Origin of the sequence: Aeromonas sp. (genome assembly GCF_050252055.1) — a bacterium.
In the GTDB taxonomy this organism is placed as follows: domain Bacteria; phylum Pseudomonadota; class Gammaproteobacteria; order Enterobacterales; family Aeromonadaceae; genus Aeromonas; species Aeromonas caviae.
Genome location: NZ_JBFWLQ010000002.1, coordinates 1 through 21,746, shown reverse-complemented (window position 1 = coordinate 21,746; position 21,746 = coordinate 1). Strand labels below are relative to the sequence as shown.

The 21,746-nt window shown below is 61.7% G+C and carries 16 protein-coding genes; all 16 read right to left on the bottom strand.

Going from position 1 to position 21,746, the window contains the following annotated elements; translation table 11 throughout:
* Positions 1–7: 7 nt before the first annotated feature.
* Positions 8–3,493, bottom strand: coding sequence for a type VI secretion system membrane subunit TssM (tssM, locus tag AB7E19_RS03830; RefSeq protein WP_427934637.1), 3,486 nt, complete (start codon positions 3,491–3,493; stop codon positions 8–10).
* Positions 3,494–3,534: 41 nt separating this feature from the next.
* Positions 3,535–4,980 carry a type VI secretion system protein TssA gene (tssA, locus tag AB7E19_RS03825; RefSeq protein ID WP_427934636.1) on the bottom strand — a complete coding sequence of 482 codons (1,446 nt, stop codon included), beginning with the start codon at positions 4,978–4,980 and terminating at the stop codon, positions 3,535–3,537.
* Positions 4,981–4,988: 8 nt separating this feature from the next.
* Positions 4,989–5,594 carry a type VI secretion system-associated protein VasI gene (gene vasI / locus AB7E19_RS03820; protein ID WP_183148589.1) on the bottom strand — a complete coding sequence of 202 codons (606 nt, stop codon included), beginning with the start codon at positions 5,592–5,594 and terminating at the stop codon, positions 4,989–4,991.
* Entirely contained in the window at positions 5,594–7,132 is a 1,539-nt protein-coding gene (gene vasH / locus AB7E19_RS03815; protein WP_427934634.1) for a sigma-54-dependent transcriptional regulator VasH, read from the bottom strand. Before vasH ends, vasI begins: the two co-directional genes overlap by 1 nt.
* Before the next feature lie 2 nt (positions 7,133–7,134).
* Entirely contained in the window at positions 7,135–9,777 is a 2,643-nt protein-coding gene (tssH, locus tag AB7E19_RS03810; protein ID WP_427934633.1) for a type VI secretion system ATPase TssH, read from the bottom strand.
* 20 nt (positions 9,778–9,797) lie between these two features.
* Positions 9,798–10,577 (bottom strand): type IVB secretion system protein IcmH/DotU, encoded by a 780-nt coding sequence (gene icmH, locus AB7E19_RS03805; protein ID WP_010634228.1) that lies wholly within the window; start codon positions 10,575–10,577, stop codon positions 9,798–9,800.
* 22 nt (positions 10,578–10,599) lie between these two features.
* The gene (gene tssK / locus AB7E19_RS03800; protein ID WP_029303266.1) at positions 10,600–11,934 is read right to left on the bottom strand and encodes a type VI secretion system baseplate subunit TssK; all 1,335 of its coding nucleotides are present in this window, start codon (positions 11,932–11,934) and stop codon (positions 10,600–10,602) included.
* Between the two features lie 2 nt (positions 11,935–11,936).
* A complete protein-coding gene (gene tssJ, locus AB7E19_RS03795; protein ID WP_011705718.1) occupies positions 11,937–12,452 on the bottom strand; it encodes a type VI secretion system lipoprotein TssJ in 516 nt (171 codons plus the stop codon).
* Entirely contained in the window at positions 12,452–13,702 is a 1,251-nt protein-coding gene (tagH, locus tag AB7E19_RS03790; RefSeq protein ID WP_011705717.1) for a type VI secretion system-associated FHA domain protein TagH, read from the bottom strand. The genes tssJ and tagH overlap by 1 nt, the downstream gene beginning before the upstream one ends.
* Before the next feature lie 56 nt (positions 13,703–13,758).
* Positions 13,759–14,757: a type VI secretion system baseplate subunit TssG gene (gene tssG, locus AB7E19_RS03785; RefSeq protein WP_011705716.1), complete on the bottom strand. Its 999-nt coding sequence runs from the start codon at positions 14,755–14,757 to the stop codon at positions 13,759–13,761.
* The gene (gene tssF / locus AB7E19_RS03780) at positions 14,721–16,487 is read right to left on the bottom strand and encodes a type VI secretion system baseplate subunit TssF (protein WP_011705715.1); all 1,767 of its coding nucleotides are present in this window, start codon (positions 16,485–16,487) and stop codon (positions 14,721–14,723) included. Before tssF ends, tssG begins: the two co-directional genes overlap by 37 nt.
* 3 nt (positions 16,488–16,490) lie before the next feature.
* Positions 16,491–16,922 carry a type VI secretion system baseplate subunit TssE gene (gene tssE, locus AB7E19_RS03775; RefSeq protein ID WP_042015698.1) on the bottom strand — a complete coding sequence of 144 codons (432 nt, stop codon included), beginning with the start codon at positions 16,920–16,922 and terminating at the stop codon, positions 16,491–16,493.
* A gap of 6 nt (positions 16,923–16,928) precedes the next feature.
* Entirely contained in the window at positions 16,929–18,407 is a 1,479-nt protein-coding gene (gene tssC / locus AB7E19_RS03770) for a type VI secretion system contractile sheath large subunit (protein ID WP_427934632.1), read from the bottom strand.
* A gap of 36 nt (positions 18,408–18,443) precedes the next feature.
* The gene (gene tssB / locus AB7E19_RS03765) at positions 18,444–18,947 is read right to left on the bottom strand and encodes a type VI secretion system contractile sheath small subunit (RefSeq protein WP_041215379.1); all 504 of its coding nucleotides are present in this window, start codon (positions 18,945–18,947) and stop codon (positions 18,444–18,446) included.
* A gap of 662 nt (positions 18,948–19,609) precedes the next feature.
* Entirely contained in the window at positions 19,610–20,971 is a 1,362-nt protein-coding gene (locus AB7E19_RS03760; protein WP_322131958.1) for an SEL1-like repeat protein, read from the bottom strand.
* Between the two features lie 231 nt (positions 20,972–21,202).
* A complete protein-coding gene (locus AB7E19_RS03755) occupies positions 21,203–21,577 on the bottom strand; it encodes a hypothetical protein (RefSeq protein ID WP_322131953.1) in 375 nt (124 codons plus the stop codon).
* Positions 21,578–21,746 lie beyond the last annotated feature (169 nt).

The following is a 21,746-nucleotide window of genomic DNA, read 5'->3' as shown; positions in this document are numbered from 1 at the left end:
GACGCGATCAATAGAGGGATTCGGGCAGTCTGAACTGACTGAACAGGCCGCCGGTGAAGGGGTTTTGCGCGCTGTCGGTGTAGACGCGATAGGTCATGGCCCCCTGATCCACCGGGAAGCGCACATCGAAAGTGGCGTCATTGACCTGGGTCAGCTCCCCCTTGTCCATCAGGCGGAACATGGCCCAGGGGCCGACGAAGCCTTCGCTGCGCGGTGAGCGCTCTCGGGCGGCCGGCACCAGGGTGATCTTGCTCTCGGCCCCGTCGCGCATGGTGTTGGGCCATACCAGCGGGATCTTGGTACGGCGGCCGTGAGCATATTCCAGCAACTGGCCATCCAGGTTCAGCACGCTGCGCCGCTTGTTGGCGGTGAGCTCGATGGGCTCGAGGGCGAACTGCACCTCCAGGTTGCCCTGCTGGCTGAAGAAGATCTGACGGATGCGGGCTGCACGGTCCAGCTGCTTGACCAGCTCGGCCTGGATGGGCGAGCTGAACTCCCCTTCCATCAGGCCGCTCTCCACCATGGGTTTGAGGTTGACCTGATAGAAGCTGTCCAGCGTCCCGTTAGGCGCGAAGAAGCGCTCCATCTCGGAGAGGGGCACGTCCTTGTTCGAGCTTGGATCAAACGGATAACGCCCGGCCAGCTGGCTGTTGAAGGGGGCCAGCACCTTGTCCTGCCACTCCTGATTGAGGGAAGACATGGCAAGATCGATCACCAGTCGCGAGCTCTGCTCGGAGAGCTGACCCACCCAGCGATCGAGCGGGGCCGGCAGACTGCGGGCATATTGCTGCAGGGCGAACACCGGATCGGCGTACTTGTTGGTCATGCGCAGCTGCACCGCTTTCAAGGCAGACTGGCCCGGCTCGGTGGCGTTGACGATGAGCTCCAGGTAGTGCTGCAGCTCCACCAGCTTCTGGTTGACCTCGGAGATGAGCGGCCCCTGCTCGCCGCGACCGCTGAGCGCCGCGTTGGTGGCCATGAAGGGACGACCGATGCGGGCGCTGATGGCCTGGGCCGGGTCCCCTTCCACATCGGAGATCTTGCGAATGCGGGTGTTGTCATCCAGCGAGGCCAGCACCCGCTGGAACGGCTGATCGTTGCCGGTGATGGCGGCGAGCATGTCCAGCGCCTGCTCGGGGCTCTCCAGGGTCTGCACGTCCAGATTGGTCAGCAGTTTTTGCCACTGGTTGACGTAATCGGTGACGTAACGGTCGTTGACCTGACGGGTGATCTCCTTGCGATCCGCCTCGCTCAGCTGACTCAGCTTGCGCTGGCCCAGCACCCAGGCATCCATCGCAGTGAGATCGATGAGCGCCTTGTCTTGCTTGAGGAAGAAGTCGTTGAAACCGGGCCAGGTGAGCAGCCGCGGTACCTGGCCGGCGTTGTCGCTGCGCAGGGCAAACACGGTGTCGAAGGTGGGGCCCACCTCGTCACGGACGTTGAGATCCGGCGGCAATACATCACCCGCCTTCACCACCAGATTCTGGTAGACCCGCTGATACATGGGCAGCTTGCCGAGCTCGCGCTGGGCACCGTAGACCGGCTCCTTGAACGGCACGAAGGCGGTGATGGCGGCCTGATCCCGCTCTGCCCTGGCGCCATACCAGTTGGTGTGATCGAGGGCATAGTCCAGGTGCCCCATCAGTTGCTCCTGCACCGCCCCCTGCCCCGGGAAGGCCTTCTGCCAGCGGCTCGCCATGTACTGCGCCACCAGCTCCTTGTTGCGACCGGACGCATCGTCCAGCATCCGCATCACCCGCAGGATGGCGAGCTTCTCCTCGCTGCCCGCAGGCGCCTGGTTGAGATCGGCAAGCAATCCCTGCATCTGGGCCGGCAGGAAGCGCAGGCTCAACAGCTGCAGGTAGGATCCTTCCACATAAGGACCGATCTCGTCCCCCTGATAGAGGCCGAGGTCGGCCACCAGCGGCATCCGCTCGCGGTAGTTGCCAAAGGAGAGGGTCGCCTCGCGAATGAGGTTCAGCCTAGGCAGCTGGCTCACGCCGAAGGCATGGGCGTCGGCCACCTCGTTGGTCTCCATGAAGGCCTGGGCCTTGGTCAGTACGTTGCGGCCCGCCTCCTCGTTGACCCGGTAGAAGTAGTGCCAGCCACCGATGAGGGCGGCCGAGAAGAGCGACAGGCAGCTGAGGCCGATGGCCATGCGGCGCCGGCGATAGAGGGTATGCAGCCGGTTCTCACCGGCCAGATGGGCCTCCGGGAAGATGATGGAAGAGAACAGCTGGCGCACGAAATAGGTGTTGGACTCCCCGCGCAGGGCCGAGTGGATGGGCTCTGGCAGGTTGTAGCGACGGGAGGCCGCCTGGGCAAACGCATCGAACGGTACCCCTTGCTGATAGACGGAGCTGACATAGACCCCGCGCACCAACAGCGGCTTGCTCTCCTCGATGGCCAGGGTCTCGGCCAGCAGGCTGGTCACGTAATCCTTGAGACCCGCCAGCTGGCGCACGAACGAGAACAGCGCGTTGCGCTGGGCGGCATCGAGCCGGTTCAGCATCAGTTCGGGCAGATTCTGGTTGAGGTTGTCCACCCACTGATCCCAAAACAGGGCCAGATCCTGCTGCCAGTCGGCGCCCGGCTTGAAGGTCACCCCCAGCACGGCCTCGCGGGCCTCCTTGTCGAGCTGCTGGTAGATAACCTCAAAGCCGCGCAGCAGATCGAGCTTGGTAAAGGTGACATAGAGCGGCAACCGGGTATTCATGGTGGCCGATACCTCCTGCAGGCGCGAGCGCATCAGCTGGGCATAGGCCTTGCGCTCGGCCACGCTGGCGTGGGAGAGCCAGGCCAGATCCACTGTCAGCACCAGGCCGTTGAGGGGCTGACGACGACGGTGTTCATTGAGCCAGCCGAGCAGATGCAGCCAGAGCCGTTCATGCTTGCGGGCCTGCGGATCCAGTTCGGCTTCGCTCTGGGAGAGCAGCACACCGGCGGGATCCAGCATCACGGCCTGTTCCCCCAACCAGCAATCCACCAGCTGATCCTGCGCCACGTCGCGCAGCTCGGTGTCGAGTCTCGGGTTGAGCTTGTTGGCCGGGTTGGCGCGGTGAATGAGGCTGCTCTTGCCGCTGCCGGGCAGCCCCAGCACCAGATACCAGGGCATGGCGTAGAGCGCCCCCTTACCCAGATGAGTATTCAACGCCTGCAGCCAGCGATCGAGGAACAGCGCCTGCCTGTCGATGAGCCCCTTGACCGGATCCTGCTCCAGCACCACCTCGTGCTGACGCTCGGCCTTGAGCTGCTGCATCTTGCGCCACACCCGCCAGGAGACCACTCCCAGCAGCAACCAGAGCCAGAGCAGGGTGAACACCACCCGCCCCCACAGCGGCTCGAACGGCTTGGCGCCGCGTACCTCGAGACGAGGGCCCAGCCACCACACCAGGATGAGAGCGAGCCCCCAGAGCACAGCACCGAGCAGGGGCCAGGAGGGTTTCAATTTCGGCAGCTGTTGCCGCAGAAAAGTAAAAATGGTTTTGAACATAAAATGTGATCCAACTCCGACTCAATGACTCATTTCGGCACTCATTTCGACAACGGCGCCGCCAAGCTCTTCAGGCGGTTGACCAGCCCGGGCTCCCAGTGCGACAACCCGAGGCGACTGGCCTCTTGCCATAAGTGTTGATAGTGCTGGCGCGCAAGCGCCTCCATGCCTTCCTGTGCCAACAGCTCCGCCTGCACCAGCAAGGCGTGGAAGCGATCTCTTGGCTCTTTCAACTGCGCAATCCGCTCATCGAGCAGGGCGAGCGCCGCTGCAACCCCCTGCTCGCCGTGGCGCTGGGCGACCTCCTCGGCCAGCCCCGCCTCGCCACTGCCGGCACTGCCGCCCTTGGCCGGTTGCAGCCAGCGGCCGCACTCGGGGGAGAGAAACGGCGAGCCGTCGCTGAAGGCGAGCTCCCGCAGGGCCGGCAGGCGCTGCAGGAAAGCGCCGAGCTCCTCGGCGATCGCCTGGGCCACAGTCCCAAAGCCGAGCTTCTGGGCCACCTCAGCCGAGAGCCTGTGCCCCTCGAACCAGTAAGGCGCCAGGGTCAGGCTCTGCTCGATGCGCTGCCAGAGCCCCAGATCAGGGGCGTTCATGGCGGCGCGGTACTCGTCCACCATGTCCGCCGACATGGGCGCCAGCGGGGTTTTATTGCCCGCCCCGCTCATGGGGACCGCCGTGATCCCGGCCCAGACGGCGTGACGGCGCAGCCGATAGCCAACCGCGGCATCAGGCTGACGCTCGATCAGGAGTTCCGCCACCTTGAGCTGGGTCTGGCGCCAGGCGCGATCGTTGGAACTGTCGACGTCGACGCCGGCACTGCTGCCACCGCCGCTGAGCACCATGGCGCCGGCACCGCTGGCGGTCGACGCCGCCGAGGCCGGGGAGCCCGCTGCCGTAGCGCCGCTGCTCTGGGGCTGCCCTGCCGCATTGGCCTCGGCCTGTGCCACCTGCTGGCGCTGGGCCCGCTTCAGCCCCATCACCAACGGGTCGAGCAGCTCTCCTTTGTCGGGACACTGCGCCAGCCAGACCCGCTCCAGTTGCTCTGCCTGAGCCAGCAACTGGGCCAGCTCGGCCGCCGAAGCGCTCTCACAAATGCGCGGCAAGGCCCCTTCGAAGCGCTTGACGATTTGCACCATCAGTCGCTGCTTCTGGCTGGCATTGCCGGGCCAGGCCAGCAGCCAGTAAGCCTGGATCCAGGCCTCCAGCAGGCTGATCGCAGCCCCCAGCGGGGTCGCCTTGGCAGGGTGCTGCAGGCAGCGCAGTAGCTGGGCCAGCACCCGCATGTCCTTGGTGCGGCTCTCCAGCAAGCCGAGGCAGGCCTCGGCCACCGCATTGAGATCCACCTGGCTGTGAGCGAGGGATCCCAGCTTGACCAGCTCGGTTTCCACGTAGTCCCAGCGCGGCTCGTCGGCCAGCACCGCACCTCTTATCTGTTCATCCGGCAGGCTGGTGAGCAGGCGTGCACACCAGGGGTGTTGATAGCTCATCGTCCCTCCTACCAGCGGCACTGCTGACGCAGCGGTGCCAGCGCCTCTTTCAGGCCGCTCAGGTCGACCCGCAAGAGGGCACCGTTGTCGGCCCGCACCTGCAGCTCGCGATGGCCCTGCCAGCGCTTGAGCTCCTCGATGGCGGGCAGACCGCGGCCATATTCCAGCAACAGACCCTGATCCCGGATAAACCAGCTCTGGGAGCCGGCACTCGGCTGACCATCCAGTTCGACCTGCACTTTCTCGCCGCTCCAGGGCTGATCCAGCCGCAACCGGATATGGGTGATGCTGTCGACGCAGCCGATGGCCAGGGTCGCCCCGCGCAGTGCCGGGCGGGTCAGGGTTTCACTGCCGCGCGTTTCATCGCTTTGCAAGAGGAAGGGCGCGCTCGCTGGCGTGCGGGCCTGCTCCTGGGCCCAGATGGCCTGCCAGGCAGCCGACTTGGGGGCGGCCCCTTCGGCGGCACTGGCCGCGCCATTGCCGATGGCGTCGTAGCAGGCGAGCCGCACCAGCGGCGAGGGCTCCTGCCGGCAGGCCTGCCAGCGCGCCATGTCCAGCGGGACCTCGGCCGCACTGGTGGCCAGCAGCAGCGGTAACAAGCCGAGGATACTCATCAGTTCACCTCCAGTTTCTGGCACTTGTGATCCAGGGTGCGTTTGGGAATGTTGAGGCTCTCGGCCACCAGCATCCGATTGCCCTGGAAGTGGCGCAGCCGCGCCTCGATGACGGAAGCCTCGTACTGCTGCATGGCCCGGCGCAGATCGCGGATGTGGTTGTAGTCGTCCATGGTGCCGGGCAACTCGACGCAGACCCGCTCGCGCAGCTCCGGCGGCAGCGCCTCCAGCCCCACCTCCTCCCCGTGACGGGTATGGGCACAGGCCACCTCCAGCAGGTTGCGCAGCTCGCGCACATTGCCGGGGAAGTCATAGGTCTGCAGCTGTTTCAAGAACTTGCGCTGCAGCCCCACCAGGGTCTTGCCATCCTGGGCGGCAAACTGGGCCATGAAGTGCTGGCAGAGCAGCGGCACATCATCCATGTGCTCGCGCAAGGGGGCGATCAGCAGCAGACACTGACAGAGACGGTGGTAGAGGTCGGCCCGAAACTGCCCCTCCTCCACATGGCGGGTGAGCGGCTGATGGGTAGCGGCGATGAGGCGAAAATCGGAGTGATACTCCTGCTCAGCCCCGAGTGGCCGGTAACTGCGGGTTTCCAGCACCCGCAGCAGCTTGGCCTGCATGGCGGCGGGCATGTCCCCCACCTCGTCCAGAAATAGGGTGCCACCGTTGGCCTGAGCCACCAGCCCGGTCTTGTTGGCAAGGGCGCCGGAGAAGGCCCCCTTCTGATAACCAAACAGCTCGCTCTCGATGAGGTTCTCCGGGATGGCGGCGCAGTTGATGGCGACAAAGGGCTTGTTGGCGCGATCGGAGCACTGGTGCACCAACCTTGCCACCACTTCCTTGCCACTGCCGGTCTCCCCCTGGATCAGTACGGTCAGCTTGTGCTGGCCGGCTTGACTTATCTGCTCGCGCAGCCCGCGGATCACCGCAGACTGACCGACCAGCTGATCGCCGAGCAGCTTCTCGTGCTGACGCAGCCGCTCCCCCTCTCCCTTCATCTGGCGCAGGGAGTCGCGCAGTACCCCCTGATCCCGCCGACTGCGACCGAGATCGCGAATGAGGGTGAGCTGGTTGCAAAAGACCTGGGAGAGCTGGGCCAGCTCGGGGCCATCGGCCCAGGCCCGCAGCACCTCCCCTTCATCCATGAGGGCCAGCACGGCAAACGGCTTGCCGTTGCCATCCAGCAGCGGATACGCGTGCAGCCCGCACTGCTGGCCAAGGTTGGCCAGCAGTGCGCGAAAACCGGCGTGCTCGATGCGGGCACCGCCGTAGAGGGAGTCCCAGGTGCGGGACTGGGCCTTGTGCAGCACATAGGCAAGCGGGTGGGAAAAATCGTCCACCGCCAGCCCCAGCGCCACTTCTTTCCCCCTGACCCAGCCTTGGCACTCCAGCTGACGGCCGCTCACATCCAGCATGCCGAGCAGCAGCCCCCTGGGCTGGAAGCTGGCATGGACGGTCGAGCTCCACCAGTGGCACAGGTGCGGCTCATCGCGCTGGGCGGTGAGGGCCAGGGCAAATGCGAGGGCTTGCTCCATACTCAAGCCCCCACCTCGGCCACGAACTGGTGATCGGCCACGGAAAAGTGGACGCGCTTGATGGGTTCACCGGCCGAGAGGCGCTGCAGCAGTTGCAGGGAGACCGGCGGCAGCAGGGCGCCGTCGATGACGGATTCGAGCATGCGGGCACCGTTCTCGCTGCGATTGGCCCGCAGCAGGATCTCTTCTGCCACCTCGTCGTCCAGCACCACTTCGGCGCCGAAGCGCTCCTTGAGCAGCTTGACCAGCCGGTCGAGCTTGCCGCCCACGATCTGCACTAGCGTGTCGTGGCCGAGCGGCAGATAAGGGATCACCTCCATGCGCGCCAGCAGGGCCGGCTTGAAGAAGGCGGCGAGCTCCGGATAGAGGGCATCCAGCAGCACGTCGGGCTGCTCGGCATGGTCGACGATGGTCTGGAAACCGAGGTTGGAAGTGAGGAAGAAGACCACGTTCTTGCAGTCGATGATGCGCCCTTCCCCATCCGCCAGCTCGCCCTTGTCGAACGCCTGATAGAAGAGGTTGAGCACATCCGGGTGCGCTTTTTCCACTTCATCCAGCAGCACCACCGAGTAGGGCTTCTGGCGAATGGCTTCTGTCAGCACGCCCCCCTCGCCGAAACCGACGTAGCCGGGCGGCGAGCCGATCAGGCGGGAGACGGTGTGCTTCTCCTGATACTCGGACATGTTGATGGTGGTCAGGTACTGGCGACCACCGAACATCAGCTCGGCAATCTGCAGCACGGTTTCGGTCTTGCCGACCCCGCTCGGTCCCACCAGCAGGAAGGCCCCCAGCGGACGGCCGGGACGACGCAGGTCAGCGCGGGCGGTGAGCAGGTGCTTGTGCAGGTGGGCCACCGCCACATCCTGCCCCTTGATGAGCTCGCCAAGGTACTCCGGCAGACGGGTCACCACGTCCAGCTCCCCTTGCGAGATGCGATTGAGCGGCACCCCGGTCCACTCGGCAATGACGGCGGCAATCTGAGTCTTGTCGACGTGGGCGGAGACCAGCACTTCCCCCTGCTGCAGCTCAGCCAGCTCGCGCTCGAGGGTGGCCAGCTGCTCGGCAGCGGCCTGCGGATCGAGCGGTGCATCGGCGAGATCCAGCGCCTCTCTGGCCAGCATCTCATCCTGCTGATCGGCCAGCAGGGCTGCGCGCAGCTCGACAATCTGGTGTACCAGCCCCTGCTGTTGTTGCCACCGGGCCTCCTGCTCGGCCAGCTCTTCACGGCAAGCTTGCTGGGCCGCCTGCAACTCGGCCAGGCGCTCTGCGTTGTCACCAAGACCTATCAGGCTCTGGCGCTCCAGCTGGCGGATCTCCAGCTCGCGCTGGCGCAGCGCGTTTTGCAGGTGGCTAACCGCGCGCGGCGGGGTGGTGAGGTTGATGGCTACCCGGGCACAGGCGGTATCGAGCACGTCGATAGCCTTGTCCGGCAGCTGGCGGCCGGAGATGTAACGGGCGGAGAGCTGGGCGGCGGCCTGCAGCGCCTCCTCGTCGATCAGCACCCCGTGGGCCTTCTCGTAGATGCTGCGCAGGCCGCGCAGGATCACGGTGGCCTCGTCGGCATCGGGTTCACCGACCTTCACCAGCTGGAAGCGGCGCGACAGGGCCGCGTCTTTTTCTACGTATTTCTTGTACTCGCCCCAGGTGGTGGCGGCGATGGTGCGCAGCTCGCCCCGGGCCAGCGCCGGCTTGATGAGGTTTGAAACATCCAGCCCGCCGGCCTGGTTGCCGGCCCCGATCAGGGTGTGCGCCTCGTCGATGAACAGGATGACCGGTTGCACGGCGTCCTTGACCTCCTGCATCACCCCCTTGAAGCGCTTCTCGAACTCCCCCTTGACCGAGGCGCCGGCCTGCATGGCGCCGAGATCCAGCGTCATCAGCTCCACCCCGCGCAATTTCTCGGGCACCTGACCCGCCACCATGCGCAGGGCCAGCCCCTCGATGAGGGCGCTCTTGCCGACACCGGCCTCCCCCACCACGATGGGGTTGTTCTTGCGACGACGGGAGAGGATGTCGATCATCAGGTCGATTTCGTGATCCCGGCAGAGCACCGGATCCAGGCTGCCCTGGCGGGCCTGTTCGGTCACGTTGACGGTAAAGCGGGCCAGCAGGCTGGCATCGGCCGGCAGGGCTGCCTGTGCCGTCTTGCCGCCGCTGGTGACGGTCACTTGCGTCTCGGCAGACTCCTTGACCCACTCGTCAAACTGCTGGCGCAGCAGCTCGCGATTGACCTTGGCGAGCAGACGAGTCACCGAACCCGGCAGGTAGCGCTGGGGGGTCATCAGCAGCACCAGCAGCATGACGCCGCTGCGCAGCTGGGCATGTTGCAGCTCGGCGGAGGCGAGCAGCCAGCTGTCTTGCAGCCACTCCACCAGCATGGGCGAGAAGGAGGGGTAACCCTGGCCATAGCTGCCGTCGGCAGCGGACGGTTGCAGCAGGGTCTTGAGCTCTTCCACCTCCACCTCGGCCACCTTCAGGATCTGGCGCACGTCGCTCAGCGGGGTCTCAAGCATCTTGAGCAGCAGGTGCTCAATGCGGATCTCGGCTCCCTGGTGATTGACACAGAGGGCCGCGGCCTCCTCCAGCATGTGACGGCAGATGGGGTTGAGTCTTTCCACCAGTACCGGTAGCTCTATACGAATCAAGGCGTGCTCTCCTTAGGTATTTATTTTAATAATTCGCCCAGTTGACGCAGCACGTCCTGGGTCTGGTTATTGAGTTGGTGGTGATAGAGGCCAAAGATCAGCGCCAGGATCAGCGCGCCGCCCATGAACAGGCTGCGCAGGGAGACCTGCTTGCGCAGCTGGTAGCGGGAGGCCTGCTGGCCCAGATCGAGGTGAAACACGCTGGGCGCCTCGCCACCGGCCTCGGGGGCCAACTGCTTGTGCAGCTGGCGCACGATGCGCTCGAACTCCCCTTGTCCCTTGCTCATCACCTTGTAACGCCCCTCGAAACCGAGGCACAGACAGAGGTAGATGAACTCCAGAATGTCGCGATAACGCACCGGGTCTTCCTGCAGGCGGGCCAGCAGCACGAACACCTTCTCGCCGCCCCAGGTCTCGTTGTGAAAGCGGGTCAGCAGGGAGTGCTCGGACCATTCACTCTGACTGCCCCAGTCGCGGCCCATCACGGCCTCGTCGATGAAGGTGCAGAGGATGTAGCGAAACGACAGCACCACCCCGTTCTCGTAGCCCTGGGCCATCAGCTCCTGCTCGATGGCCTGGATCTCGGTCACCACCCGCTGATAAAGCTCGGGCACCCGGTCGTAGCGCGACAGCAGGCGTACCCGCTGCACCAGCCCCAACAAAGGGGTCACCGCATCGATCATCGGGTTGATGCTCTGGCCGCGCAGGCGGAACCAGTAGTCCGAATCCATGTCCAGCTGCTCTGCATGATCGAACAGCAGGTCGCTGAGTTGCTCGTTCTTGATAATGTCCGTGGTCATCTCTGCTTATTCCTTGGTGCGATCACTGGCTGCGAATGGCCCAGAGCTGCATGTCGAGCTCGGGGAAATCGCCGGCGATATGGAAGGCAAGGGTGTTGCCCACCGCCAGCATCTGCCAGGCCGGGCTCTGCCGGTCGAGCTGGAAGTAGCTGTAACCGGCGTGGTAGGGCAGCTGCCGCGGCGCCACCGGCAGCGGCAGCAGCGGAATGCCGGGCAGTTGCAGGCTGATGAGCTCGCGGATCTTGTCGCTGGAGGCCACCTTGGTCTGCTGCAGCAACTGCTTGCGCAGCTGCTCCTGCGGCATGCGGGCACGCACCGCCAGCACGAAGTCGGCGCTTTGCATCAGCTCGCTCTCGTTCACCATGGCCACCATGATGCCGTACTGGTGCTTGCGCAGCTGGATGGAGACGGCGCGCGGCGACAGCACTGTGCTGAGCGCCTGGCGCAGGGCCAGCATCACCGGCTCGAAGCTCACCTGCTGATCGTCGTGGCGATAGGCGGGGAACTCGGGTGGCAGGCGAGACTCGTCGGTAAAGGTCATCAGCTCGCCGCACAGCTGCACCAGCGCCTCGTGCAACCGCTCCGGGTGCAAGGTGCCAAGGCGCGCCAGATGGGAGAGCTGGGGCTGGGCCCGGTTCAGGAGCTGCAGCATCATGAACTCGGCCACGTCGGCCACCCCCTGCTGGCCCGGCGCCGCGATGCGCTGGGAGAGGCTGCGGGCCCGCTCGGCCACGAGGCCGGCCGACTCGCCAAGGAAGCGCTTGAGGGTCGGGATGGCGGAGACGCTGATGCTGCAGGGCATGAAGTTGGGATCCAGCACCAGGCCGCCGTCCGGACGCTTGTCCAGGATCCGGGCGATGGCGAGCGAGGCGTAGGCGCTGCGATCCTCCCGCTCCAGCATCAGCCGCAGGCTGACCCGCCCCACTTCGAGGGAGACCACGTCCCCCCCTTCGCTGTGCAAGTCGCGCACGTCATGGCGATGGGCTTGCAACCGGGTGGCGACCTGACCGCCCTGATTGACCTCGTTGACGCCGCTCACCGAGAGCGGCAACGCCAGATAGACCTTCTGGTTGGCCACCGAGGCGTCGGTGACTTCCAGCGGGGTCGGCAGCACATCGTCATTGGGGATGTTGAACACGGTACCGTCCGGCAGGATGCCGGTGGCCCCCACCAGGGCGATGCGGCCAAAGCCCAGGTAGTCCTCGTTGATGGCGAGCGACTGCAAGCCATAGAAATAGTCGGACAGCGCGCTCAGGCGAGCGTGCAGCGCGTAATCCGAATGTCTTTGTTGTTGCTGGAAGTGCTGGGGCTTGATGAACAGCCCCTCACGCCAGATAACCCGATTTCGACTCGACATGGTTATTCTTCTTCTTTTTGCAGTTCCACTTCATCCAGGCGCAGGTGCACCAGGATTTGATAAGCCGTTCCCTTGCTCTTGATCTTGATGACCTTGCGCCACTCGGCGCTGTCGGGGTCGGCGTAGCGTGCGATCACCCCGATGTAGCGGGTCTTCTCGTCGAGCTTGATGGGGGGCAGGTATTTGAACTGGCCCGGCAGCAGGGTGTAGTCCTGATGGTCCAGGTAGTTCTTGCCAAGGGCCTTCTCCACGTCCGCGGTCACCTGGTCGTAGTCGGTGGCGAGCAGCTTGGAATCCTCCGCCAGCAGCACCACCTGAAACTCGATGGGCGCCGCCTCCCCGCTCTCGTTGGGGTTGACGTCAGGCTCCGCCAGCAGGCTCAGCCCCAGGGTCGTCGGTTGACTGTCATTGCTGCCCACCTGGATATCCGGGTTCATGGCCACGTCGGCCATCTTGCCCATGGTGGTACAACCTGCCAGGGCCAGCAGCGCGGCGCCCAGCATCAGCGCACGTATCATCAAATCAGTCCCTGTTGCTGACGCACGGCCTGGTCATAGGCCTGGGCATACACCTGGTGGAACAGCTTGTCGAACCCCTGTTGGCGGGCGGAGGTGAGCTCGCGGTAGTAGTGCTGATACATGTCCCAGGCCCAGCCTTCGTCGGCCGTGCCCGGTGCACCGCTGCGGCGGTATTGCTCGAAGCGCCCCAGCAGGGCCTGCGGTGAAAACGCCTGCAGGATGCTGTCGAGCGCCGCGCCGATGGCCTGCTGGTTCGCCACGTGGTGGATGCGCACGTTGTGCAGGCTCTCGGCCACCGCCGCCGGTGCGCTCAGGTGGACCGGGCTCTTCTGCTCGGCAAACAGCACCGCCAGGGTCTCGTCATAATCAAGGCCCAGGCGCAGCGGGTTGTCCTCGATGGGACGCAGGTGCTTGTCCGCCAGCGCGGCCTGTTCGTTTTGCAGCTGCAGCAACCCCTCCACCATGGCCCGCACCGTCTTGCCCATCTCTTCGAGCATGTCGTGGGCCTGCTGGGTGTCCTGCAGTTGCAAGGGTTGGCCCAGGCCACGCATCAGCGGGGTCAGGGCCACATGATCGACGCCGTCCAGCGACAGCTGATAATCGGGATGGTTCTCGATGGCGGGCATATCCAGAAATTCTTGGTTCATGGTGTTCTCGACAGCAGAAAAAGGGGCAAGAGGGGGAACGTCCACATCCGGTTGTGAACGCAGTGAAGCCTGCAGGCGACCGTCCGCCAGCGGACCATCCATCAACGGATTGGGCGCCCTGCGCTCCTGCTGCAATGCCAGCAAGGGATCGGCCGCCAGGGTGCGCGGATCGTCAGCAGGTACGACGGGCTCATCGCTGGTCAGCCACTCGTCGAGCTGCTCGGTGGGGCGGTTGCCCAGCACCTGTTGCAGGCTCTGCTCGGGGGTGATGGCCCCCAGATAGGCGCGCAGCCGGAACGGGCCGACCACGAGCTCGTCCCCCTGCTCCAGATGCACCTTGCGGGCCCGCCCGATGGGCGAAGTGGCACCGTTGATATAGGTCTGGCCGCTCAGATCGCACAGGCAGAAGCGACCATCGTTGAGCTCGATGCGGGCGTGGGCGGGCATGACGGCCCCCAACCTGTCGCGCAGTTGCCAGTCATCCTGTTCGGAGGCCCCCAAGGTCCCCCCCATCTCGTCGAAGCGGTACTGCACCTGCTGGCTGCCGTCGAGCTGTTCGCTGTTGAGCACCACCAGGGAAAGTTGCTGGTTAAAATCGTCCACAGTTACTCCTGCACTGATTCCTGTAGTTAAATTTTCTGCGCTGCTGATCTCTGCACTTATTCCTGCACGCAGATGGTCACGAACGGATCACTCGGCGGCTGGCCGAGAAAGGTACTCCACCCCAGGCGGGCACTCTGCTCTTCCCCCAGCCTCAGTCCCCTCGCCTGCTCCTGGCCGAACCCCAGACGCAGATCCCAGGCCAGCTGATCGCGCAGGATGAAAGAGACGAAGGTCACCAGGGCGTGAAAGTGCTCCCCGTTCGGCAGAAAGCCGAGAAACTGGCCAAAGCTCAGGTTGTTGATCTTCAACAAGAACTTGCCGGCACAGTCGTTCACCTTGTCACCGATGACAAAATCGCTCCCCAACGTGGCGCAGGCGCCGCCGAGGCGATTTTGCTGATCCTGATGAATAGGCACCTTGCGCCATTGCCAGGCGCTCACCTGCACATCGGCCAGATCGAAGCAGTGGGCCACCAGACCGGCCACCACCTCGGGGGAGCGGCTGGGGCTGGCCAGCATGCCCGCGTAGGAGAGCATCTTGGCCCGGTTGACCGGCAGGCTCTGGCAGACCGCCTCGTTGCCAAGCCCTACCAGGGCAAACATCAGACGGGAGAAGCCATCCTCGCCGTTGTCCTGGAACCGCACGTGGTAGCGATACTTGCGCCAGATCCGGTGCAGCAGGGTCAGCAGACGGTGGTGGAAGAAGTCCAGGAACAGGCCGAGCTTCTGCTCCCCCTGGGCGTACTCCCACGCCAGCGAATCGAGGTAATAACCGGGCATCGGCGACTGGCTGCCGTGCAGGCCGAGGAAGGCCACCTCCAGCTCGTGGCGGCCCTGCCCGTCCCGGCCAATCTGCAGCACGTCGCTGGTGGGAAATCCCAGAGAGGCGGTCGCCTTGAAGCGGATGTTCTCGTCACCCGGCAGGTAGTCGAGCCCTCGCTCCTGATCGGCGCCATCGAGCCGGTTGAGCAGCTCAACCAGCTGGAAGAAGTTGAAGCGGGGCGCCTCCCGGGTGGCGTTCACATCAGGGAGTGCTGACCGATCTGGACTGGCCATTGGTAGCGCTCCTTGTTGTCGAGATTGACCACCTCAAGCAGGTGGAAGGCGTTGACGCTGGCATAGAGCGAGAAGAAGTGGGCCAGCACGGTACTGAACAGATAGAGCTCCCCTTCGCTGCCGAAGGCGGACTGGCGGATGGAGAGCACCGACTTGAGCCCCCGCACCGGCATGCCGCGCACCAGCCGGTCCACCGGCTTGGTCTCGATTTCCTCGATCCCCGCCAGCCGCTTGCGCGAGGCCTGCTCGGCCTGCTTGTCGTGCAGCGCCGGAAAATCGTAGGTGCGCAGCACCTGTACCAGGGCATCGCGGCGCAGCAGGGAGACATAGTTGAGCGACAGGTTGGATATCAGCGTCCAGTGCAGACTGCCGTCCAGCGCCGGGCGCAGCGGCCGGGTCGGCCGGATCAGGTTGCGGAAGGTGGCAAACGAGGGCGAGCTGCCGGTCGGCACGCAGACGCTGCCCACCTTGAGACGGGCGGCGCGGGAGCGGTTGGTGCAGGTGAGTGTCACCGAGATGGATTCATCCAGTTCGACCGTGGTGGTTTCATCCCCACGCACGAACGAGAGGCTGTGTTCGAAACCATCCCCGCTCACCGCCTCCTTGACCCGCACCCGGTAGTAGAGCGCCAGCCGCTGCTTGGCCCGCTCGATCTGGTGCTGAAAGCTCTCGAATGGCTGATAGATGCGCGGCGTACCGCGGGAGCGGCCGAGGTTCCCCTCGACCCAGCCCTCCACCTGATCCACCGAGAAGATCTCGAAGCTGTCGGCGTGGCGATAACTTGCCTTGAGGGGATACTCCGCCTGACGGCCATTGAGGTTGACCGGCTCGCTGTCGTGCTGGAACAGGTTGATGGCCGGCACGCAGTTGAGCATGAAAGAGTCGGGACGGATCTTGAGCTCCGCCGGCAGTGGCCGATCGAAGCAGAAGTGCACCTTGAATTCGCTCACCGGCAACGGCTGTTTGGGCCACTCGCCACCGGAGAGTTCGAAGAAGAGGAAGCTTTCCGGGAAGCAGAAGTACTCCTGCAGGATCCGGTAGCCGGAATAGACGTTGTTCGGATAGGGCAAGAGTGCGTCATCGCGCTCGAAGCCAACCGATTTGAGGGCCTTGGCCTCCTGGCGAAAGCGCTTGCCGTCGATCTCCAGCTCGATATGGGAGAGCTGGTTGGAGAGCCAGAAGTAGAGCTCATAGGCGGTGTAGCTGTCGCCACCAAGGAAAAAGCGCAGCTTGTCCAGCTGCAACTCGCTGAGCGGCAAGGGGGCATGCAGGGCGATGTCCAGCGAGATGGTGGAGAGATCGTTGCCGCTCTGGGCGGCGATGTGGCGGATATCGGCCGGATAGACCCAGGTATCGTGACAGGTCTGGAAATGACAGGTCACCTCGTCCAGGGGCAGGCTGTCGAGCTGACAACCTTGCCTGACCAGCGCCGGCTGGGCGATGGCCCCCGGAATGACCGAAAACTGCATGATGGTCATGCTGGGCACGGGACGCAGGTAGTTGGGCCAGAGCATGTTGAGCAGACCGTGGGTCAGCTCGGGAAACTCATCCTCAATCTTGGCGCGCAGGTTGCCCGTGAGGAAGGCGAATCCCTCCAGCAGGCGCTCCACGTCCGGATCGGTGTTCTGCTCCGACAGAAAGCGGGTGAGTTCGGGATAGGCGTCGGCAAATTCGCGCCCTTGCAGGCGCAAAAAAGCCAGCTCATCCCTGAAGTAATGTTCCAGCGACATTGATCAGACCATGCGGTAGTGACGGTGACTGTCCATGTGGACGTTGAACGAGGTAACTTGCTCGAGCTGCTCCAGCCGCACGTGGGCCGTCACCTGAAACGTCATCTCAAGCGGGCTCGCCTGATAGTCGGGTGAACGGACTTCCACATGCACGATCCGCGGCTCATAGCGGCGGATGCATTGCCGGATCGCCTCCCGGATCCGCCCCTTGATGTCGGCACTCCCCTGGGTGGCGTCATTGAGATCGATGACGCCAAGTTCGGGGGCACTGCGACAGTTGCCGGGACGGGTGTTGAGGATCTGATCGAGCTGCCGTTTGACAGAGTCCACCAGTTCATCCACTTCCGAACGGGGGGAGGAGCCAAGCCCCTCCCCCCGGATGCGATCAAACAGACTGGCCGCATTGCCTCTATCCCAGGATGAGAGATGCGGCATCGGGCTTTATTCCTTGTCCAGACGACCTACCAGAGAGAGCTCGAAGCTCGCTCCCATGTACTTGAAGTGCGGGCGCACGGCCATGGCGACCTGATACCAGCCCGGCTCCCCTTCCACGTCCAGCACCTTGATCTGGGCGGCGCGCAGGGGACGACGGCTACGCACGTCCGCAGGGGGGTTCTCCTGGTCGGCAACGAACTGACGGATCCAGTTGTTGAGTTCCCGTTCCAGATCCTGGCGTTCCTTCCAGGAACCGATCTGCTCGCGCTGCAGCACTTTGATGTAGTGGGCCAGGCGGTTGATGATGAACATGTAGGGCAGCTGGGTACCCAGCTTGTAGTTGGTTTCCGCTTCCTTGCCTTCCTTGGTGTTCGGGAACACCTTGGGCTTTTGCACCGAGTTGGCGGAGAAGAAGGCGGCGTTGTCGCTGTCCTTGCGCATGGTCAGGGTGATGAAGCCCTCTTCCGACAGCTCGTATTCACGGCGATCCGTGATGAGCACTTCGGTCGGGATCTTCGCCTGCAACTGACCCATGGCTTCATAGACGTGCACCGGCAGGTCGTGGATGGCGCCACCACTCTGCGGACCGATGATGTTCGGGCACCAGCGGTACTTGGCGAAACTGTCGGTCAGGGAGGTGCCCATCAGATAGGCGGTGTTGCCCCACAGGTAGTGATCATGGTTCGAGCAGATCTCTTCCTGATAGTTGAAGCCCTTGATGGGATTCTCCGTCGGATCATAGGGCAGACGCGCCAGGAAGCGCGGTGCAGTCAGACCCAGATAGCGGGCATCCTCCGACTCGCGCAGGGAGCGCCACTTGGTGTAGGCCGGGCCTTCGAATACCGATTTCAGGTCCTTGATGGAGGGCAGATCGGTGAAGCTGTCGACCCCGAAGAAGGCGGGGGCGACGGAAGAGATGAAGGGGGCATGGGCCATGGCGCCCACTGCACTGACATACTGCATCAGCTTGATGTCAGGGGAGCTGTGGGTGAAGGCGTAGTCACCAATCACGGCGCCGACCGGCTGTCCGCCAAACTGGCCATAACCGCTGGAATAGACGTGCTTGTAGAGGCCGGACTGGGTGATTTCAGGAGAAAATTCAAAATCTTCCAGCAGCTCTTCCTTGGTGGCGTGCAGCACCTGGATCTTGATGTTCTCGCGAAAATCGGTGCGATCCACCAGGAGCTTCAGGGAGCGCCAGGAGGACTCCAGCTCTTGCAGCTCCTTGGCGTGCAGGATGACGTCCATCTGCTTGCCGAGCTTCTTGTCGAGCTCGACGATCATGCTGTCCACCAGCGCCTTGTTCACCGGCTCTGTGGTGGTGCCGCTGTCCAGAATGTTGGCAATCAGGGCTGCAACGCCCTGCTTGGCGACGCTGTAGCCCTCATCCACCGGGGTGATGCGAGCCTGCGCCATGATTTCGTCCAGCAGGGACGAGGAGGCTGCACTCGCCCCCGCTTGAACCTGTTCTTCGACCAGAGACATAATTTTTCCTTATAAGTCAGTCAATTAATCTGCTGATCACTCGGCAGGCTTAATCAAATCCAGTTCCTTGAGCAATTGCTCGCGAGCGTCGTCACTGGACAGCAGATCCTGCAGACGGTTGCGGAAGGCGGGGATATTGCCAAGCGGCCCCTTCAGGGCAACCAGCGCCTCACGCAGCTCCAGCAGCTTGCGCAACTCGGGCACTTGCTGGGCAACGCTGTCAGGGGTGAAGTCTTCCAGGGACTGGATTTTGATCGACACGGGCAACTCGTCCTGGCTGTTCTCCTCCAGGCGGTTGGGAACCGAAAAATTCAGCTCCAGTGCAGATTCTTTCATGACGGAAGAAAAATTATTCTTGTCGATGGAGACGGTCTGACGCTCCTCGATGGGGGTCTCTTCAGAGCGCCCTTTCATATTTCCAACCACCATCATGGTCAACGGAAGCTCTATTTCCGCCTGTTGGCCACCGGTTGCCGGCACATATTTGATATTGATACGTTCTTTGGGCGCAACAGTGGCGCCATCAATCCCTTTTCCCATGCTCTAGATACCAAGTTGAGGATCCATGAAGACCCAAAAGCTTATAGCCAATGCTTTTGTCGGCAACTGTAAAAAATGACAGTTGACGTGCTCAGGACGAAAATGAACAAAAAAGCACCAGCCAACCACGCCTTTTCGATATATTCCAGGAGATAGCCTGGATATCCAAAAAGCAGCATTCAGCTTGTTATTCAATACAATCCGATTAGGTCTCGACTCTTCGTTAGAGATCATACCTAGCTTAAGAGCCATTTGTAGCGAATGGTATATTTTTGATGATGACAACGTCAACGACAAATATATTTGCACATGTATCAAAATCAAAATAAATGCACAAACACCAATAAAAACAACAAGATAGAGCCAAATCATCAAAATTTAAACTTGGACAAAAAGTGTATGAAAGTTGTATTTAGTGAAGAGTTAAATAGGAAAAATCTGATTTTAAATCTTCATGACCTCTCATGATAAGCCATAAGCCGCGCTCATTTTCCGAACACAAAAAGAGATTTTTCTGACAACATCCGATATTATTTTTGTCAAAAAAAACCGCCAGGATGCATTATCAAGGCGGTATTGGATGGCGATAATAAGTGGGAAATGACTTTATCCACTCACTGTTATTTTTATCACTATATCTCATTCATGTTATGGGAATGGCATCATATGCCCTCTGACGCCTGCCCCATTTCACCGTGTTTATCCAGCCTGATGAACCAGTGCTGCGCCAGTTTTTGACCGGCACTTTTTTCTTGTGCCGTCATGCCTTTTTCAAGTTCACGGCTGGCGGCGGTTGCATCAATATTGCCATCCGTTGCGGCCAATAAATACCATGCATAAGCATGCAATCTATTGCGGGGGGCTCCCCATCCCTGCTCACGCATGATGCCCATGCGATATTGTGCTTGCCGATGATTGGCGTTTGCCGCAGCCCGATACTGTTTCATGGCTTCGGTGTAATCAGCCTCACCACCCAGCCCCAGTCGCAGCATCTCGCCGTAGGCATATCGAGCCTCGACATTGCCCTGCGAGGCGGCCAGAGAGAGGCTCTTGCGCGCAGCTTTCAACTCCCCCCGTTCCTGTTGCAGGGTCGCCAGTTCAAGCTGAGCCTGGCTCACCCCCCCCGCAGCAGCCAGATTCAGCCAGTGCTCCCGTGCGGTGATATCGCTCTGCTGCAGGCTCAATTGATATTCGGCGTCATGGGAACCATTGCCTGCCGCCAGCTCCAGCCAATAACGGCCAAGCGCCAGATCCTGGGCAACCAGATCTCCCCTCAGATAGGCCTGCCCCAACCACAGCTGGGCAGGAGCAGCCCCAGCATTGGCGGCGCGCTGATAGAGGCTGAATGCCTCTTCAGAGGGCGCCTTGCTCGCCAGTACCAGTAAAGCGTCCGGCTGTTGCTGGGCTGCGGCTTTCTCATACCAGCGCAAGGCAAGATCGGCGCGCTTTATCACCCCTTTCCCTTGCTCATAGCGAGCGCCAAGCTGGAATTGGGCATCCCGATTCCCTTGTTCGGCGGCTTTCTCCAACCACTTGACGGCCTCTTCATCGGCCCCCGCTTGTCTTGCATACCACTGCCCCAGAACCAGTTGGGCATTTCCATGATCCCGCTTGGCGGCCTGCTCGAACCAGTCGAGGCACTCACTGGTAAGCTTGCCCTTGTGCCGTTGCCGGCACTCCTGACCCAGTTGATAGCTGGCCTCCGAATTGCCCAACTTGGCGGAGCGCTGCCACCACTGCCTGGCCAGTACAGGATTTTTGGGCTCTCCCAACCCCGCCTGATACCAGCTTCCCACCTGTAGTGCAGCCTTGCCCCTAATATCGGCATCTGCCGCCAGCGGACCCACTTGATCGGCAGCCTGCTTCATCCAGCGCATCGCCTCAGGATAATCCGGCTTCGCTGCCAAACGGTTGGCCAGCTCATATTGCGCCTTGCCCTGGCCCTGCTGGGCGGCTTGGGAGAGTTCAGACTCGGTGAGTCGTGTAGTTGTAGAACATGCAATAAGCAAACTAGCTAATAACATCGATAGTAAAGCTCGATATACCATCTATAACACCCGCAGTTTTAAACAAGAGGATAATAAGAAATTTAGTAGAGACACCCAAAATACCAAAAGCACATAATAAAAAACACTCAACTATAATCTAGATAAAATTAAACGTATCACAGCAAAAGATTTGCCAAGCCTGATTTAGGGCATTCCTTTTTTATCAAAGATGCATAATGTTGATCATGGTAGTCAAAAGTTATACCATCAATATATTCTTTTGAAATACTGTGGCAAGCATGACCTGGTAAAAAAGTCATCTTCTATTTTGTATGGATAACAATCCACATCATATATGGAGCAATAGATGTAGCAAGCACTAGCGGTAAATTGAAAGAAATCTTCTTTACTATCTTTATCTAGCGTGCCGATAAACGCATTCATTCCTTTCGTAAGATCTTCTAGTGATAGAATCCCCCGTTCAATATAGGTTAGAAGACGCCCAGTTGAACGATAATGGCCATGCTCTCCCCAATCTCGGTCCATAATCAAGAATCCCTCATTTCCTCTAAAGAAATTCCATGGTTTTGTTTTGAACTCTGATATGAACTCAATTTCATTATATGGCTTCATTATTGCCATCTCATCGTATCATCAAAATAACTGAGCAGATTTTCGATATATCTGTACAGATCTAGTTATCACCTGACACCGGCCTCAAACCGGTGTCTTGTTTACGCTACTTTAGTGCGCACTTCCTTCGGTATCAATTTCAGACCCTTTTTGAACATGCTGTAGGGAGTCTGTCCTT